Raw genomic sequence first — 17,988 nt, 5'->3', positions numbered from 1 at the left:
AAAAAATTTGTTGAGGCAAAGACTCTAAAGGTCGAAAAAACACTTCATTTGTTTTTAATGTTATTCATCCAGATATTTATTATAGTGTTGTTTATACAAAATAAATGTAAAGGTGTAGGGTAAATGACAAATTACAAAATAGTAAATATGGAGCATTTTGAAAGAAGAATGTATTACGAGTATTTTATGACTGTTGGAACGACTTTAGATGTAACTGCAAAAATTGATGTGAGCCAAGCATTAAAAAAGTGTAAAAAAGAAAACCTGAGTTTCTACGGCTACTCTATTTATTGTTTAACTAAAGTAGTCAATTCGATTGAAAATATGAGATATGATTTATTAGATAATAAACTTATTTTATGGGAGAGTATTACGCCTAGCTTTACCAGCTTTAACGATAAAACAAAGCAATTTCATGCTTTGTGGATAGAATGTAAAGGCAATTATCAGAATTTTGATAAGCAATTTAAAAAACTTGTTGCACATTATAAATATTGTAATCACATAAGCCCAATGGGAAATGAACCAAAGAATCTTTTTAGTATTTCTTCTATTCCATGGCTACATTTTGATAGTATCGTAGCGAATAACAAATTGAGTCCTGTTACGTTACATCCAATGATTTCTACTGGAAAATATCAATATGTGGGAGATAAAATAATGATGCCTGTAAAGCTGAAAGTACATCATGCGACTTTAGATGGTTACCATATTTCAATGTTTTTTGATCAAATTCAAGAAGAAATGGATAAGGGGATAAAATAATAGATAGCAAGAAATAACCAAAATGGGCATTGTCTCGATTATAGAAAGTTCCCGTAATCGAGACTTTTCTCGTATTTGTTGCCATTGTTCGAATAAACAAGTTATGAATGAAATACTACAGTTTGCGCAGGAAACGTTTTCATAGGTCTTTTCACTGTATATAATCTTGTTGTAAATAGAGAATCGATTGACGCTAAAATCAATATTCTCTAAAGAGCAAGGAGGAAAAAATGTGAAAAAGCTAAAAATGACTAAAAAGAAACTGGCAATACTAGGTGGTTGGCTTGTGATTGTGGCACTTATTTATCTTTATTTATTTAACTATGGGAAAGCGAGTGGAAACAATCCATCATTTGGGATCAATGTACAATTTTTAGTTGGTTCGATAACAAAGATCCTGATCGTATTGGCTATTTTTTTAGTTGTCTACTCTATCTATAGAATTGTCAAAATTCGCAAAACAAGAAAGATTTTGTATGTTCTATCATGTTTATTATTAGCAATACTAGTCATCTTCAATGTTGCGGTGAATCAGTATGCAATGATCATCAATACTTATTTTTCAGCTTCACAAATCGATCAATCCGAAGTAATGAAAACAAAAGAACAAGCCATGGCCTTAACTGAAAAGATAGAAGGGGAAGGTTCTGTTCTTTTAGAAAACAAAAACGAAACATTGCCTTTACAAGAAAAAAATGTCAATATATTCGGCTATGCTTCAAGAAATATTGTTTATGGAGGAACGGGTTCTGGTGGTGGAAAAGAAGATAGCAATATTGACTTACAAAAAGGGCTGGAAAATGCTGGATTTAAAGTGAACAATCAGCTAACCAAATTTTATGATGAGCGATATGTTCCTAGAGAAAAGATCAACATTCATAAATTAGTCGGTGGTGATTTCAATATTCACGAACCAAAAATAAGTGAGTACAGTGAGTCATTAATGGAATCAGCAAAAGAATTTAGCGATACAGCCTTAGTCGTTTTTTCCAGAAATAGTGGTGAAGGTGCCGATATTACAAATGAAATGAAGGATTATACTGGTGGAACAAAAGGTAAACATTACCTAGAACTTTCGGATGATGAAACGGCTATCCTTGATTTAGCAAAAGAGAATTTTGATAAAGTTGTCGTGATTTTAAATTCTTCTTTTCCAATGGAACTTGGCTTTTTAGAAGACGAAAAAGTTGACGGAGCCCTTTGGATCGGTGGCCCTGGTTCAACTGGATTTAATGCAGTAGGAGAAATTCTTGCTGGAGAAATCAATCCATCCGGTCGATTAGTCGACACTTATGCCTATGATGAAACAAGTGCACCATCTTTTAATAATATTGGAGAATTTCCATATTCCAATTCAGAATTCGATTACGAAAAAGATACTTGGCATTATAAATATGTAAACTATGCAGAATCTATTTATGTGGGCTATCGTTACTATGAAACACGTTACATCAATAATGAGACTGGAAAAATGGATGAAAATGCCTACGAAAAAGCGGTGCAATATCCATTTGGCTATGGCTTGTCCTATACAGACTTCAAACAAGAAATCTCAGATTTTAAAGTAGATGGGAAAAAAGTTAAGATGACAGTCAATGTCACAAATACTGGAAAACGTGCAGGAAAAGATGTTGTCCAATTGTACTATACACCGCCTTATACAATTGGTGGACTTGAAAAATCTCATGTTGTATTATCGGGATTTGCAAAAACGAAGGAATTAAAACCAAATGAGTCAGAAGAAGTTAAGCTTTCTTTTGATGTGGAAGACATGGCAAGTTATGATGAAAAGGGACATAAAGCCTATGTTCTTGAAAGAGGAACGTACAACATTCATTTGATGAATAATGCCCATGATGTCATTGAATCAAAAGCGTATGAAGTACCAAAAGATATTGTCTTTAATAAAGAAAACAAACGTGAAAGTGATCAACGTTCAGCAACAAATCAATTTGTGGATGCCAAAGGCGATGTCCAATATGTATCTCGCTGGGATTGGGAAGGAACAATTCCTAAAGAAATGGCAAAACCAAAAGTTGCATCTAAAGAGCTCTTAAAAGCGTTGAAAGATCAACGTGTGAAAGAAGGAAAAGCAGATCCAATCAAATTCAAAAAATACGGATTAGAATTGTATGATCTAAAAGGTGTTGATTATAATGATCCAAAATGGGATCAGTTATTAGAACAATTATCTGTAAAAGATATGGAGAATTTAATTACGTATGGCGGCTTTCAAACACCAGCCATCAATTCAGTGAAAAAGCCGGCAACGATAGATGCAGATGGACCTGCTGGAATCAATCATTTAGTCAGTCAAGCTCATGGGAATCAATATACTAGTGAGGTGGTTGTCGCTTCTACTTGGAATACAAAATTAGTGGAAGAAATGGGCGAAAGTCTTGGCAAGGAAGCAAAGGCTTCAAATATTACCGGTTTATATCTACCTGGTGTAAATATTCATCGCTCTCCGTTTGGCGGACGAAACTTTGAATACTATTCTGAAGACGCATTATTATCTGGGAAAATTGGCTCTAGTTTATCTAAAGGCGCAATGAATCAAGGCAGTTATGTCTTTATGAAACATTTTGCGATGTATGATCAAGAAACAAGAAGATACGAATTCCCTACAGGAGCAGCTACTTGGTCGACAGAACAGGCTATGAGAGAAGTGTTCTTAAAACCATTTGAAATTGCTGTGAAAGATTCTGGTATCACAGGAATTATGTCTTCTTACAACCGAATTGGGCCAAAATGGGTTGGTGAAAGTGATGCTCTTTTACAAACTGTATTGAGAGATGAATGGGGCTTTAAGGGAACCGTTATCTCAGATTTCTATAAACCACAATATATGAATGTGGATCAAGGTCTAAGTGCAGGGAATGATTTAGTACTGTACTTGTTGCCAACAAAATTAAACAAAGTTACAACTGGAACTGATTGGGGTCAGCAAAATATGCGTAAGGCTAGCCATAACATTCTTTACACGGTGGTCAACAGCCATGCTTATGAGGTAGCTGAAACCAATGTTCCAAACTGGATTTACCTGCTTGTGACTATTAATATCACTGTGTTCACTTTCTTGATCTTTTGTTTTACAAAAACAACACATAGAAAAAGTGCAGTAAGAAAATTTCATTTCTTTAAGAAGAAAAAACAATAAATAATTAGTTTTTTTAATAGAAACTGAGAAATCACTTTAAAGGATTTTCTCGGTTTCTATTTAGTCAAATCAGTTCTTTCAAAAAATTAGATAAGAGGAGTCATGGAAGTTATTTATTAGTGGACGAATGCGCTTGATATAAAAGATTATATCCTTTACTATTTAAAATCATATAGCATGAAAGGCGGATTGGATTGACACATTACTTAGTTGTAGGGGCAGGACTTTTTGGTTCTGTATTTGCCCATGAAGCAGCAATAAAAGGGCATAACGTAACCGTTTTAGAAAAAAGAAATCACATAGCTGGAAATATCTATACAAAAGAAGTTGAAGGAATCAAGGTTCATCAATACGGTGCGCATATTTTTCATACCTCAAAAGAAAAAATCTGGACGTACATCAATCAGTTTGCAACATTTAATCACTTTATCAATCGACCAATCGCCAATGCTAAAGGGAAAATCTATAATTTACCTTTTAACATGAATACTTTTTCGCAAATTTGGGGAATCACGACACCAAAAGAAGCACAGAAAAAAATTAATGAACAAAGGCAATACTTATTTGGGAAAAAGCCTAGCAATTTAGAAGAGCAAGCTATTTCTCTTGTTGGGTATGATGTGTATGCAACGTTGATCAAAGAATATACAGAAAAACAATGGGGGGAAAGTTGTAAGAATTTACCTCCATTTATTATCAATAGATTGCCTGTTCGTTTTGTTTATGACAATAACTATTTTAATGACAAGTATCAAGGGATTCCTAAAGAAGGTTATACTTCGATAATTGAACAAATGCTCGATCACCCAAACATAACTGTTTATTTAAATGAAGATTTTTTAGAGAACAAACAAAAATGGAAAGAAAGCTCAGATAAAATTATTTATACTGGAATGATCGATGAATATTACGAGTATTGTTTTGGCAATTTAGACTATCGTTCATTGCACTTTGAACATGAAGTAATAGACCAAGAAAATGTTCAAGGGAATGCTGTAGTAAACTATATCGATAAAGAAATTCCCTTTACCAGAGTGATTGAGCATAAACATTTTGACTTTGGTAAACAGAAAAAATCAGTGATCACCAAAGAGTACCCTGCTACTTTTAAAAAAGGTTTAGAACCCTATTATCCAGTTAATAATCCAGCAAATTCACTTTTATATAAAAAGTATAAAAGATTGGCAGAAACTGAATCGACCATTATTTTTGGTGGAAGATTAGGCATGTATCGCTATCTTGATATGGATGATACCATTGAGCAGGCTTTATTATTAGTCAAGCGAGAATTAGTATCGTCACGAGCAAAATTTTAAACGAATACTTGGGGGAAAAGATGAAAATAGCTATTTGTGAAGATAATCAACAAGACCGAAAAAGATTAAAAGAATTTATTCTCCAATACAGTGAAGAAAAGAACCTATTGGTCAACATCGATGAATACACTGATGGAATTGAACTGATTGATAATTATAACAAGCTTTTCGATATTGTTTATTTAGATATTGAGATGGAAATGATGGATGGTATGGCAGCAGCTGAGAAACTGCGGAAGCATGATGAAAATGTCATGATTGTTTTTGTGACAAATTATGTGCAGTATGCGATTCGCGGTTATTCAGTGAATGCAGCGGATTTTTTATTGAAACCATTGACTTACTTTAGCTTTGAAGAACATTTTAAAAAAGTCATGCATCGATTTGAGAAAAAGAAAGAAGTGTTTATCTCAGTAAAAACCAACAATGAAATGAAACGTATCGATGTGGATCAAATTTTATTTGTAGAAAGCCAAGGGCACTATCTATATTTAAATTTAAAAGCAGATATCTTTACTGTTCTAGACACAATGAAAAATATGGAAAAGCGATTATTAGATAAAGGTTTTTTTCGCTGTAACAATGGCTATATTGTTAATTTAAAATATGTACGAAGTGTGGATAAAAATATTGTTGATGTAGGTGGTCATTTATTACAGATCAGTCGCCCCAGAAAGAAGTTATTTATGGAAGCGTTAACTGATTATATTGGAGATGATTTATTATGATTGAAAATATTCCTGGTATTCCCAGAATTTATACCGCATTGTCCGAATGGCTTGCCTGCTTGATTATCATTTTACCTTTTTTAAGGAAAAGATGGACATTATCTAAAGCACTCACACTGTTTGGCACATTAACTGTTCAGATTTTTTTTCAAATCGGAGCAGGCGTGCTACCAATTGTTTTCTGGATTCCTGGAATGATTGTTAATGTTCTGTGGATGTATGTTTCTTTAAAGTACTTTACAAGACAAAACTTTAAGACAACGATCTTTTTATGCTGCAAAGCATTTATACTTGCTGAATTCTCAGCAGCGATTTGCTGGCAATTATTCTATCAATTTTCAATGGGTCAGGATGTAGAAAAAGGGAATTCATTTCCTTATATGATCACAGGACTAATTATTATCTTTTGTGTCTTTTTAATCGTGGAACTTCGAATGAACCAACAAGAAATACCAATAAACATTCGCAATAAAGAAACCTTAATGGCAATTTTGACAGCATTGATTATCTTTATTTTAAGTAACAGCGGCTACTGGTTATCTGATACACGCGTTTTTTTCGGCAATGCAGTAGGCATTTTTTCTTTACGCTCGTTTGTAAATCTTTCTGGTATTTGTTTATTATATCTTCAAGAGACACAGCGAAATGAGGATTATTTAAAGAAAGAGTTACTGTCGATTAATAACGTATTCCAAACACAGTATCAACAATATGTTGCTTATAAAGAAAATAGCGATATTGTGAATCGGATGTGTCATGATTTAAAACATCAAATAGATGTTATTCGAGCAGAAGAAGACCCAGTTAGAAGAGAAAAATATTTAGAAGAAATGGAAAAAGAACTTATTGATTTCGATTCACCAGTAGAAACAGGACATCCAGTATTAGATACTATTTTGACAAGGAAAAATCAGTTTTGTTTAGAGAACGGAATCAAGTTATCTTGCTTTGTGGATGGACAATTATTGTCTTTTATGAACGTGATGGATATCTGCAGCTTATTCGGTAATGCACTGGATAATGCAATTGAGTCTGTTCAGAAATTGACCAATAAAGAACAGCGTTTGATTCATTTACGAGTAGATGAAAAAAATGGCTTTGTGATCATCAAGCTGAATAACTATTCCATCAATCAAATAGATGTCGCAGAAGGTTTACCAGAAACCACAAAAAAAGACAAAATACGACATGGCTACGGGCTAAAAAGTATTTCGCAAACGGTTGCAGTTTACGAAGGAACTATGACAATTTCCACGAAAGAAAATTGGTTTGTTTTAAAGATTTTATTACCTAACAAAAGATTCAATTAATAAAAAACGGGCTTACAAATTACGTATGAATCAAAACAATCTGTGAAGAATCTATTTTTATCTTTTGTAAACCTTGCTAGAATGGGCAAAAGGAAGAGGAATACCTATTCTGAAAGGAGAAACTATGAAAAACCGTGAACGCATTGAAAAAATGACTTTAACAGAAAAAGCTAAACTGATGTCTGGAGCCTCAATTTGGAAGACAGTAGGACTACCCCATTTGAATATTCCAGCACTTTTTCTTTCAGATGGTCCAACTGGATTAAGGAAACAAAGTGGTTCTGGTGATCACCTTGGCTTAAATGCTAGTGTCCCTTCAACTTGTTATCCGACCGCTGCAACGATTGCCAATAGTTGGGATCTAGAGCTAGCTGAAACTATCGGTAGATTTCTTGGTGACGAGGCGTTGGAACAAGAAATCGATGTTATCTTAGGTCCAGGACTAAATACAAAACGTAGTCCGTTATGCGGACGTAATTTTGAGTATTTCAGTGAAGACCCTTATTTATCAGGTAAAATGGCTGCCGCCTATATTAAAGGAATACAGGAAAATGGTGTGGCGGCTTGTCCCAAACATTTTGCTGCCAATAGTCAAGAGCTTAGGCGTATGGCCAATAATTCGGTCGTAGATGAAAGGGCTTTACGAGAAATTTATTTAACAGGATTTGAAATAGCTGTTAAAGAGGCAAAACCAAAAAGCATTATGACCGCGTATAATCGATTGAATGGCGCTTATGCTAATGAAAGTCACTATTTACTTCGAGAAATCTTGAAAGACGAATGGAATTTTGATGGGTTTGTCGTTTCAGATTGGGGAGGTAGTAACGATCATGTGGAAGGTGTAAAAAATGGCAGCCACTTAGAAATGCCGGGAACAGGGAATGCCGGGGCTTTAGAAATTGTTGAAGCGGTGGAATCAGGCTTGCTAAGGGAAAACATTCTTGATGAGCGGGTAGATGAGTTATTAACAGCCACTTTGGCTATCCAGAATCAAAAACAGTCACAAAAAGTAAAAACAACTGCCAAAGAACGCAATGCTTTTGCTCGAACAGCTGCAGCGCAAAGCGTTGTATTACTTAAAAATAAGCAAGAAACATTGCCATTAAAAGAGCTGGAAAAAGTAGCGATTATTGGTGATTTTGCCAGAGTTTCAAGATATCAAGGCGCAGGATCTTCGTTAGTGAATCCGACAGAAGTAGATACGATAGTTGATGCCATTGAAGAATATGATATAGAAAGTGTAGGATTTGCCCAAGGTTATGACCGTAAGAACAAAATGGATAATGTACTAGTGACCGAGGCTGTAGCAGTTGCGTCTAAATCTGATGTGATTTTACTTTTTATGGGCTTAACAGAAATCAGTGAAGTAGAAGGACTTGATCGGGAGCACATGAAGCTTCCCAAAAACCAAGAAATCTTACTCCATGAATTGGCAAAACTGAACAAAAAAATCGTTGTGGTTTTATCTGGAGGATCAGCTATTGAAATACCTTGGTTAGAAAAAGTCGATGCAGTGATTCATTGTTATTTAGGCGGACAAGCAGGTGCACATGGTGCATTAGATATATTGACAGGAAAGGTAAATCCGTCTGGGAAATTGAATGAGTCTTATCCGATCAGTTATTCAGATACACCAGCTGCGTATTATTATCCAGGGAAAGAATATGATGCTGAGTACAGAGAATCTATTTTTGTTGGTTATCGTTACTATGATAAGGTACAGAAAGAAGTGTTATTTCCTTTTGGTTATGGTCTAAGCTACACGAATTTTTCCTTTACTGATTTCCTTGTAACACAACAAGGTATTTCTTGTTCTATAGAAAATAGTGGGAAGCGGGATGGAGCAGAGGTATTACAGCTTTATATAGGGAAAAAAGATTCGGCGATTTTTCGACCAAGCAAAGAGTTAAAAGGGTTTAAAAAAGTATTTTTGAAACAGGGAGAAAAGGCTACAGTAACGATTCCTTTTGATGCGTACACCTTCAGATTTTTCAATCCTGAGTCGAATCAATGGGAAATTGAAGCAGGAGAGTATTCGGTTTTTATTGGGACGAGTAGTCAGGAGATACAATTTGAAACAAGCCTCAATCAAGAAGGGACGACCCTAAAAACGAATTATGACAAAGATAAATTAGCGCCTTATTTTAGTGGTGAAGTAAATCGTTTATCTAAAGCAGATTTTGAAATTCTCTACCAACATGAAATTACAGGAGGTTCATGGAATAGGGAAAAAGAGTTAAGGATGAATGACACGCTTAGCCAAATGTTTTACGCGAAAAGTTTGTTAGCAAGAGGAATTTATAAAATTTTAACTAGAATAAAAGATAAAAGCATTGAAAAAGGGGAACCGAATTTAAATATCTTATTCAATTACAATATGCCTTTTCGTGCGATGGCTAAAATGACAGGAGGCAATATTAGTCGATCGATGGTAACAGGAATTCTAATGATTGTAAATGGGCATTTTTTTAAAGGAACAAATAGGTTGGTGAAAGGTTTTATTCTAAATAACAAAGTAAAAAAACTCCAAGATCTAACCAAGCTTGAAAGGAATTTTAAAGGTGAGAAAAGAAAATAAAGTAGTGCAAGCATTTAAACATTGGAAGGAAAAACATCCTGAAATTTATGAGTTCCTCTTGTTCAATGTAATGAGCAATGTTGCGACTATCACGAATTTTCTTGTATTATGGGCAAGTTCAGGACTTTTACCAATGTTTATTGAAAATACAACTTTTCGGTGGTTTATTTTTGATTATCCAACTTCTGAAGGTGGACGAGTTGGCTTTGTCAGTTTTTTAATCGCGTATATTTGCGCACAAGTTGTGAATTTTGTGGTGCAAAGAAAAGTTGTTTTTGGTTCAACGAATAAAATTGGAAAAGCTTTACCGTGGTATATTTTGACAGTTGTTGTAGCTGGAGTTATTTCTATATGGCTACCTCCTCATGTGATTGGATTGATAAAATCTACGACAGGAAATTTTGCACCAACCATTGCTAATTTTGTGAATATCATCATCCAAGTGGTAATCAATTACCCAATGATGAAATTTGTGATAATGAAGAAGGACTAAGAATGAAAATATTAAGTGTAGTTGTCCCAGCCTATAATTCAGAAGAGTATCTTTCTCGTGCTGTTGACTCTTTATTAAGTGAAAAAGCCAATGTAGAAATTATTATTGTAAATGATGGATCAACAGATGACACTGGAGAAATTGCTGACCAATATAAACAAACCTATCCAGATACAATCAAAGTTATCCATCAGAAAAATGGCGGACATGGTGATGCTGTAACAACGGGATTACAAGCTGCTACAGGGAGCTATTTTAAAGTGGTAGATAGTGATGATTGGGTTGAAAGAACGGCCTATCAACGCGTCATACAACAATTAAAGGGGTTAACAAATGATCAAAAAGTTGATATGTTGATAACGAACTATGTTTATGAAAAAGTTGGAGCTTTCCATAAAAAACGTGTAACCTATAAACGAGCTATTCCAGAAAATAAAATAGCTAGCTGGAGTGAGACAAAATTTCGTCAAGGAAACTACTTATTGATGCACTCAATCATATTCAACACCGCGTTATTAAAACAAATCAATCTTCGCTTACCTAGGCATACATTTTATGTAGATAATTTATTTGTTTTTGAACCGATGCAGTATGTTAGAAAAATCTATTATTTAAACGTTGATTTTTATCGTTATTTTATTGGGAGAGAAGATCAATCAGTTAACGAAAAAAAAATGATCGAACAGATCGATCAACAATTGTTCGTGAATAAAAAAATGATCGAATTGTATACTACAAATCAGGCTGAAGACGAATCATGTAGGCAATATCTTTTCCAATATTTAGAAATCATCACGACGGTCTCTTCGGTTCTAGCTTTAAAGAGTAATACAAAAGAAGACCTTTGGAAAAAAGAACAATTATGGCAATTTATTGAAACTGTTGATCCCAATTTATATGCGCAGATGAGAAAACGATTTTTAGGTGCACTGCTTTCAAGAAAAGGATTTGGTATTCGCTATTTTGTTTTAAGGATTTATAAAACCTGCCAAAGAATTTATGGATTTAATTAGACATGATTGCTTTTGGAATGATCCGATCAATAAAAGTAAGTAAAAAGCGAAAAATCAGCTATCGATTTTTCGCTTTTTATTTGTAAAGAGATTGCTTATTTGGTTATGCTTTCTCTGCAATTTCTATTTCAATCTCTTCATCATATGTGGCTTCATCTTCCACTTCGATCCTATATGCTTTTGCATCCTCCATCTTAAAGAATGGATAATATAACCCAAAGCTTAACAATATTTGTACAACTTGCAACAAAGCTCCTCGCCAACCACTGACCATCAAGCCTGCAATAATCGGCGGCATGGTCCACGGTAAGTTAACTCCATTAGCTAAAGGAACAATCCCGGTTGCCATCGCAATATAGGCTACGATACACATCAAAAGTGGTGCGATAACAAAAGGAATCAGCATCATTGGATTTAAGACAATCGGAATACCAAAAACTAAAGGTTCATTGATATTGAAAATCGCAGGCGCAAATGAGAGTTTTCCTAACGTTTTAAATTGAGAGGATTTTGCGAAAAATAAACAAGCGATGGCTAAACCGATAGTTGCACTAGAGCCTCCCAGTTTGACAAAATTACTATAGAATTGATAATTAACAATATTTGGTAGTTTTTCTCCAGTAGCAAAAGCTTGTGAATTTTCTACAGTTAGAGCAATCCAAATCGGCTGCATCACAGCACCAACGATGTTTGAACCATGAATACCAAAAGACCATAGTAAGGCTTCAAATAATAATATAATCAATGTTGCTGGCAATGAGCTACCCAGAGCTAGAAGTGGCGTTTGTAAGACCTCAAAAATAAAATTTTGAGCTGTTTCGTATGCAGTAAAGGTAAAGCCGATCCGAATCAAATTAAATACGATTACCACGAAAAATCCTGGAATCAATGCTGAAAAAGATTTTGCAACATTAGAGGGAACAGATTCAGGCATTTTGATCGTCCAACCTTTTTGTACCACCCAGCGAAAAATTTCAGCGGCTAGAATGGCTGTGATCATACCGACAAATAAACCTGATGCACCAAAGTTTCCTAAAGGTAAAAATGAACCATCATCCGTTGCCGTAATCGGTGTTAAGACTAGAAAAGCAACAAGAGAAATTGCTTGAGTAGAACCTCGGTCCACAGAATAATACTTTGCCATCTCACTAGCGATTCCTAAAATAACAAATAAAGTCATTGCATTCATAGTCATATCGTTGACTTGCAGAAATAGGGTCATCCAATCTTTGCCTAAAACAGATTCCATAAAACTAGTATAAGCTTCAATTGGTAATTGTGTAACTAGTAAAAACATAGAACCAATGATCAATAAAGGCATGGCGACAAAAAATCCATTTTTAATTGCAGAAAGGTAGCGATTAGAATCAAGTTTATAAGCAACCGGACCTAGCTTTTCTTGAAGTTTATCTAGAAATGTATTCATGTTATTCCTCCTTGTATTATTTTTTTATAAAGATAAGTGGATGTTTGACTTAAAATGTAACCCCTTACATTCCAGATCAAGAAAACATGTATAAATTTATTCTATAGTATGATCATACCAAAATCAATATATTAAAGTTGTTTTATTTAGATAAAAAGACTGAGATACTTTAACTTGCCATTGAATAGTCAAAAATTTTAAAAGGGTTTGAGCAAACGTCCATCTGCTATCTAAATGATTGGCATGTATGGTTTTCTTTCAGATTTAGATTTTTACATCATATAAAAAAAATGTTATATTATTCTTATAAGAAAAGAGTAGTGATCGTCTTTAAGAAGATTGATGAAACTAAATTTTTTTATCTAGCTTATGGTTAGCGCTAGAAATAAAAGGAGGACGAAAATGAAAGAAGAACAGAGATTTGGAATAATGAAAAAATATGTCAATTTGGTTTTGGATGTTGTTTTAGGCGCCCTTGCCCTACTTATTTTGATTTTTATGATTCGTCAGTTGTTCGATATCAGTACATTTATTACAAAACCAATGACACCTAAGAATTTATCGATTGTGATGCAAGAGGTTGTGGCATTTTTCATGTTATTTGAGTTTATCATGATGGTGATTCGCTATATTCAAGAAGGACATCATATTCCAATTAGATATTTGATCTTGATTTGTATTACGGCTATATTAAGACAGTTAATGGTCTTACATGGCGATGCTGTTCAGACTTTATTATTATCAGTATCGATATTATCGCTAGTAATTGTGTTGTTCGTACTTAATTTGAGTGGAAATAAATCCTATGTTGGGTTTAAAAATCACTCAGATGACAAGCATGAATCGAGCAAATAGAATATAAAAGGCAACTCATCGACAGATGAGTTGCCTTTTATATTCTATTTATTCAAACTAAATACTTAGTAATGAAATTAAAGCGATTGCCAAAACCACTTGAATTAACCCAACGGATAAACCATAAATTAAAAAACGTTTTCCTTCTTTGAAGAATTTTTGGAAATCCAAACGTAATCCGATTGCTGCTAAGGCAATGATTTCAAACCAGCCACTAAAAAAATGGGCTGTTTCACTGAGTCCTGTTGGCAGGTGAATCAGACTATTGATAATACAAAATAAAACAAATCCCACAACGTACCACGGCAAAGCACTTTTTCTTTTTTTAGAAGGTGTTTCTGAAGTTGTTGATATTTCAGATCGTTGATGTTTGAATTTGCCAAAAAGATAAACAACCACTACAAGTAACATGATTCGCATAATTTTAAACAGCATAGCAAGTTCTACGACTTGACCATTAACCATGCTAGCACTCGCAACAACTTGTCCTACAGATTGTAAGATACCGCCAATCAAGGCACTCTTAGTTAAAATATCACTGCCATATATAAGTGAACCGATGATGGGCAATAGTAGCATCAATATAGTTCCCAATAAATTAACCAGTGTAATGATCTGGCCTTTTTCTTCTTCTTTAGCATGAATAGCGGGTGCAATCGAAGCAACTGCAGAAGAGCCACAGACAGCATTTCCGCCAGCCATCAATAAGGACATATTATCTGAAAACTGCATCTTTTTACCGAGCACATAAGATGCAATGATCGTCAAAGCCATTTGTAAAAGAATGAAAATTCCGCCTTTGAAGCCAATTTGAGCGATAGTCTGAAAGGTAACCGTTGCTCCTAATAATACAACTGAGAACTCTAGGAGCTTACCTTCAGCTATTTTGGTTCCTTTTTCTAAAACAGGATTTTTTAAAAAAGTATTTCCTAGTAAGATCCCCAGTAAAATAGCAATAGTCGCAGCACCTAAGGTTGGTAGCCAGATAGCTACAACCTTACTGATAATAGCCACGATAAAAGCAGTCATTAGTCCAGGGAAAATGAGCATTGCCTTTGTTAAGTAAGAATATTTTGTATCATTGTTTTCCACTAAATCATTCATCTTCTTTCCTTGTTTAACTTATAAATCTAGTATAACGAAATAATTTGCATTTGAGAAATAAATAGTTAAAATAATATCTATAACTAAAACGAATGGAAAGGGTCTCTATGTTTAAATTACTGAAAACATTTCGCTCTGTTTATGAAACAAAGAATTTTTCAAAGACTGCAGAAAACTTATTTATTTCCCAACCAGCAGTTTCTAATCAAATCAAGCAACTAGAAGAAGAGTTAAATATTCAGTTGTTTGTTAGAAATGGGCGTCAAGAAATCAACACGACTAAGCAAGCGGATATCTTATACCATCATCTACTTAATTTATCGGATGATTGGGAGGATACTTTACATGCTTTAAGGATCCAAACGATTCCTAGAGAAACATGCAGAATTGTTGCCTCAAATACATTTGCTGTTTATTATCTACCAGAACTAATGAAACAATTAAACCAACAATTTCCTACAGTTTCGTTTATTTTAGATATGGATAATTCAGAGCAAGTATTGGATAAGATTGAAAAACACCAAGCGCACTTTGGATTTATTGAAAAGCCGTTAGTAACAAATTTGATTATACGGCAACAAATTATATCCGATGAACTAGTGCATGCAGGTGATTTTTCTCAAGATTTATGGCTAGTTAGAGAAGAAAATTCTGGTGTTTTTCATTACACAGATCGCTATTTTTTAGAGCATAATCTGTCTCCACAGAAAATGATAATTAAAAATAATGAAATGATCGTCAGATGTTTGGAACAAGGAATAGGCCAATCGATCTTGTCAAAGAAAGCGTTGACTGAAAAAATAAAATGGCATTCTTTAGGGGAAGAGTATCAGAGGAATTTTTATTTTATAAAAAGGCAACATATTGACTCTGTTCAATTACAGGAAATAGAGTTGTATATTAGTCATTACTATGAACAAAATAAATTATAATGCATTGAATTTAGTGAAAAAAAGGAGAAAAAGAATAATATCTTTTATTTATGTTGGTAAAATAGACGTTTTAATGGAAAAAAATGGCTACCTTGTGCTATCTTAGTAGGAGATATTTATTAGAGAAAAAAACTAACAACGTCTATCCTATTTTTTTGCTTTAGGAGTTTGCTAGGAAACATTAATCAAATAAACGTAAGATGGGAGTGAAAATTGTGGAAACATTTATATGGAATATCCCGCTAAAAGAATATGTCGCATCAGTAGATCAAACAATCAAAATCGATCAAGAATTTCTCGATTATTACCAATGTTTAGAAGAAGAAGCGAATCAACTAGTTGGAAAGATAAATCCGATGACTTTGGCTGTAAACTTACCCAAATTGATGGCTATAGATGAAAAATGTACGTTGGTTATTTTTTATATTTTTAATGGATACGCTTTAGAAAATGATACGGCAAGAGATACGATCCGATTGATTGAAAAAGAGTATAAAAAAACACATAGGGAAAAATATATTTTTGATATGCCTGAATACGAAACATGGTCGATTTCTCAAAGGATTCATTGATCTATATAATGTCAATTACATAAGAAGTCAGTGGATAGACATAAAATTATTCTTGATGTTTCTTAATGATACAACATAGTTGGGGGATAAAGTTGAAATAGAGACGTTCATTTCTCTCTACTCATTTAAATAAAAAGCGTGGGACAAAATGATGTGACCCCCAAAAGTTGTACGTGAAAATACAATTTTTGGAGGTTATTTTTTATGAGTTATTATGAGGTAGAATTCAAATTAAAGCTAGTGAAAGAGTACTTAGAAGGCCCTCTGGGCGGACGAGCGTTGGCTAAAAAATACGGACTCCCATCAAATGCCTTAATTTACAATTGGAAACACTCCTATCAATTATTTGGGAAAGAAGGGCTCAAAATACACCGTTCACCAACAAAATATACTAGTGAATTTAAGCGAGATGTATTACACTTTATAGAAACGACAGGTGCTTCTTTCGGTGAAGCAGCAAGACAATTCAAGCTGCCTAGTGGGTCGATGATTTCTCGTTGGCAAAAAAACTACATCGCTGGTGGTCAAACTGCTCTGTCTACTCAAAAAGGGAGACCAAAAAAAAAGATGAACAAACCAACAAAAAAACTGCAAAAAACAAGCAAACGATCTCGTGAAAAAGAATTAGAACGTGAGAATGAACGTTTACGAATCGAGGTTGAGTATTTAAAAAAGCTACGGACTTTCCAACAGACTATTATGGCGAAGCGAAAAGACGAGTTCAAACCAGAATAGCCATAGAACTTATTGGAAAGTACCGTCAAGATCATGTGTTACAAGCGATTAAGCTACCGCGTTCTACCTTCAATTACTGGAAAAAACAGATAATAAGCGAAGAAAAAATGACTCCCTTGGAGAAACTGATCCAAACAATTTTTGAAGAGAATGATCACAATTATGGCTATCGTCGAATCAAGCTGGCTTTACTGAATATGGGCTATCAAATCAATCATAAGAAAATCCAACGGATTATGAAGAAATATAACTTAGTATGTATAAGCTTTACTCGTCGTTCAAGAAGTTATCGATCTTACAAAGGTTTAGTGGGAACCTTGGCTAAAAACAAGATGAATCGCCGCTTTTCCAGCAGGATTCCAAAACAAAAAATCTTTACAGATATTTCAGAATTCCACTATACTGAACGAAATTCCGAAGGAATTAAACTAAAAAGAAAAGCGTATCTCAGTCCTTTTCTTGATGGTTTTAATGGAGAAATCATTGCCTATCAATTTCAGCAAAAACCAACGTTGGATTGTGTATTGATTCCTTTAAAAATAGCCATTAAAGAAAGTAAAAAGACCCACTTTCGAACAACCATCCATTCCGATCAAGGGTGGCATTACCAAAATCAACAGTATGTCAGACAATTGAAGCAAGCAAGGCTATACCAGAGTATGTCAAGAAAAGGAAATTGTTTGGACAATGCATTAATGGAAAATTTCTTTGGTCTAATGAAACAAGAAATGTATTATGGTCGTAGTTTTTCTAGCTTTGAGGAATTAAAACGAGCAGTTACAAATTATATTGATTATTACAATCATCATCGGATAAAAGCAAAATTGACTGGTATGAGTCCGGTTCAATACCGAATTCATACCAGTCGAATGACAGGTTAATCTACGTACAACTTTTAGGGCGCACATCAAAACGAAAATCAGTTTTGTCCCACGCTTTTTGTATCTATTTTCAATGAAATTGAATTTCTTTTTGAGTTTAACTGGTATTGAACTTGAAAT

15 protein-coding genes are annotated in these 17,988 nt (G+C 34.1%); 13 read left to right on the top strand and 2 right to left on the bottom strand.

All coding sequences use genetic code 11. The features are described 5' to 3' along the window. Positions 1 to 123: 123 nt before the first annotated feature. The 8 genes from AC4BB5_RS14525 to AC4BB5_RS14490 all read left to right on the top strand — a co-directional run bounded on the left by AC4BB5_RS14525 (position 124) and on the right by AC4BB5_RS14490 (position 11,363). Positions 124 to 765, top strand: a complete 642-nt coding sequence (locus AC4BB5_RS14525) for a CatA-like O-acetyltransferase (protein WP_490456818.1) — start codon at positions 124 to 126, stop codon at positions 763 to 765. A gap of 232 nt (positions 766 to 997) precedes the next feature. After that, positions 998 to 3,925 carry a glycoside hydrolase family 3 C-terminal domain-containing protein gene (locus tag AC4BB5_RS14520; protein ID WP_490456817.1) on the top strand — a complete coding sequence of 976 codons (2,928 nt, stop codon included), beginning with the start codon at positions 998 to 1,000 and terminating at the stop codon, positions 3,923 to 3,925. 194 nt (positions 3,926 to 4,119) lie between these two features. Continuing rightward, complete coding sequence (glf, locus tag AC4BB5_RS14515) at positions 4,120 to 5,241, top strand: UDP-galactopyranose mutase (protein ID WP_490456816.1); 1,122 nt, start codon at positions 4,120 to 4,122, stop codon at positions 5,239 to 5,241. 20 nt (positions 5,242 to 5,261) lie between these two features. Further along, the gene (locus tag AC4BB5_RS14510; RefSeq protein ID WP_490456815.1) at positions 5,262 to 5,969 is read left to right on the top strand and encodes a LytR/AlgR family response regulator transcription factor; all 708 of its coding nucleotides are present in this window, start codon (positions 5,262 to 5,264) and stop codon (positions 5,967 to 5,969) included. Then, a complete protein-coding gene (locus tag AC4BB5_RS14505) occupies positions 5,966 to 7,279 on the top strand; it encodes an ATP-binding protein (protein WP_490456814.1) in 1,314 nt (437 codons plus the stop codon). Before AC4BB5_RS14510 ends, AC4BB5_RS14505 begins: the two co-directional genes overlap by 4 nt. 124 nt (positions 7,280 to 7,403) lie before the next feature. After that, the gene (locus tag AC4BB5_RS14500) at positions 7,404 to 9,857 is read left to right on the top strand and encodes a beta-glucosidase family protein (protein ID WP_490456813.1); all 2,454 of its coding nucleotides are present in this window, start codon (positions 7,404 to 7,406) and stop codon (positions 9,855 to 9,857) included. Then, complete coding sequence (locus AC4BB5_RS14495; protein WP_490456812.1) at positions 9,841 to 10,350, top strand: GtrA family protein; 510 nt, start codon at positions 9,841 to 9,843, stop codon at positions 10,348 to 10,350. Before AC4BB5_RS14500 ends, AC4BB5_RS14495 begins: the two co-directional genes overlap by 17 nt. A gap of 2 nt (positions 10,351 to 10,352) precedes the next feature. Continuing rightward, complete coding sequence (locus AC4BB5_RS14490) at positions 10,353 to 11,363, top strand: glycosyltransferase family 2 protein (protein ID WP_490456811.1); 1,011 nt, start codon at positions 10,353 to 10,355, stop codon at positions 11,361 to 11,363. 103 nt (positions 11,364 to 11,466) lie between these two features. On the opposite strand, the gene celB is transcribed toward AC4BB5_RS14490, so the two are convergent. Beyond that, the gene (celB, locus tag AC4BB5_RS14485; protein ID WP_490456810.1) at positions 11,467 to 12,789 is read right to left on the bottom strand and encodes a PTS cellobiose transporter subunit IIC; all 1,323 of its coding nucleotides are present in this window, start codon (positions 12,787 to 12,789) and stop codon (positions 11,467 to 11,469) included. A 402-nt stretch (positions 12,790 to 13,191) separates the two neighbouring features. Between celB and psiE the strand changes: the two genes are divergently transcribed. After that, a complete protein-coding gene (psiE, locus tag AC4BB5_RS14480; protein ID WP_490456809.1) occupies positions 13,192 to 13,644 on the top strand; it encodes a phosphate-starvation-inducible protein PsiE in 453 nt (150 codons plus the stop codon). 57 nt (positions 13,645 to 13,701) lie between these two features. Here psiE and AC4BB5_RS14475 read toward each other — a convergent pair whose 3' ends face one another. Further along, the gene (locus AC4BB5_RS14475; RefSeq protein ID WP_490459077.1) at positions 13,702 to 14,694 is read right to left on the bottom strand and encodes a YeiH family protein; all 993 of its coding nucleotides are present in this window, start codon (positions 14,692 to 14,694) and stop codon (positions 13,702 to 13,704) included. A 161-nt stretch (positions 14,695 to 14,855) separates the two neighbouring features. On the opposite strand from AC4BB5_RS14475, the gene AC4BB5_RS14470 reads away from it, so the two are divergent. The 4 genes from AC4BB5_RS14470 to AC4BB5_RS14455 all read left to right on the top strand — a co-directional run bounded on the left by AC4BB5_RS14470 (position 14,856) and on the right by AC4BB5_RS14455 (position 17,868). Further along, positions 14,856 to 15,680, top strand: a complete 825-nt coding sequence (locus AC4BB5_RS14470) for a LysR substrate-binding domain-containing protein (RefSeq protein ID WP_490456808.1) — start codon at positions 14,856 to 14,858, stop codon at positions 15,678 to 15,680. Positions 15,681 to 15,895: 215 nt separating this feature from the next. Continuing rightward, positions 15,896 to 16,252 carry a DUF7006 family protein gene (locus tag AC4BB5_RS14465; protein WP_490456807.1) on the top strand — a complete coding sequence of 119 codons (357 nt, stop codon included), beginning with the start codon at positions 15,896 to 15,898 and terminating at the stop codon, positions 16,250 to 16,252. A gap of 204 nt (positions 16,253 to 16,456) precedes the next feature. Beyond that, positions 16,457 to 16,987: a transposase gene (locus AC4BB5_RS14460; protein ID WP_490456441.1), complete on the top strand. Its 531-nt coding sequence runs from the start codon at positions 16,457 to 16,459 to the stop codon at positions 16,985 to 16,987. After that, entirely contained in the window at positions 16,984 to 17,868 is an 885-nt protein-coding gene (locus tag AC4BB5_RS14455) for an IS3 family transposase (protein WP_490459046.1), read from the top strand. Before AC4BB5_RS14460 ends, AC4BB5_RS14455 begins: the two co-directional genes overlap by 4 nt. Positions 17,869 to 17,988: the final 120 nt, after the last annotated feature.

The organism is Enterococcus sp. AMC1252, assembly GCF_058216515.1.
This window is presented reverse-complemented; position numbering and strand designations above follow the sequence as displayed.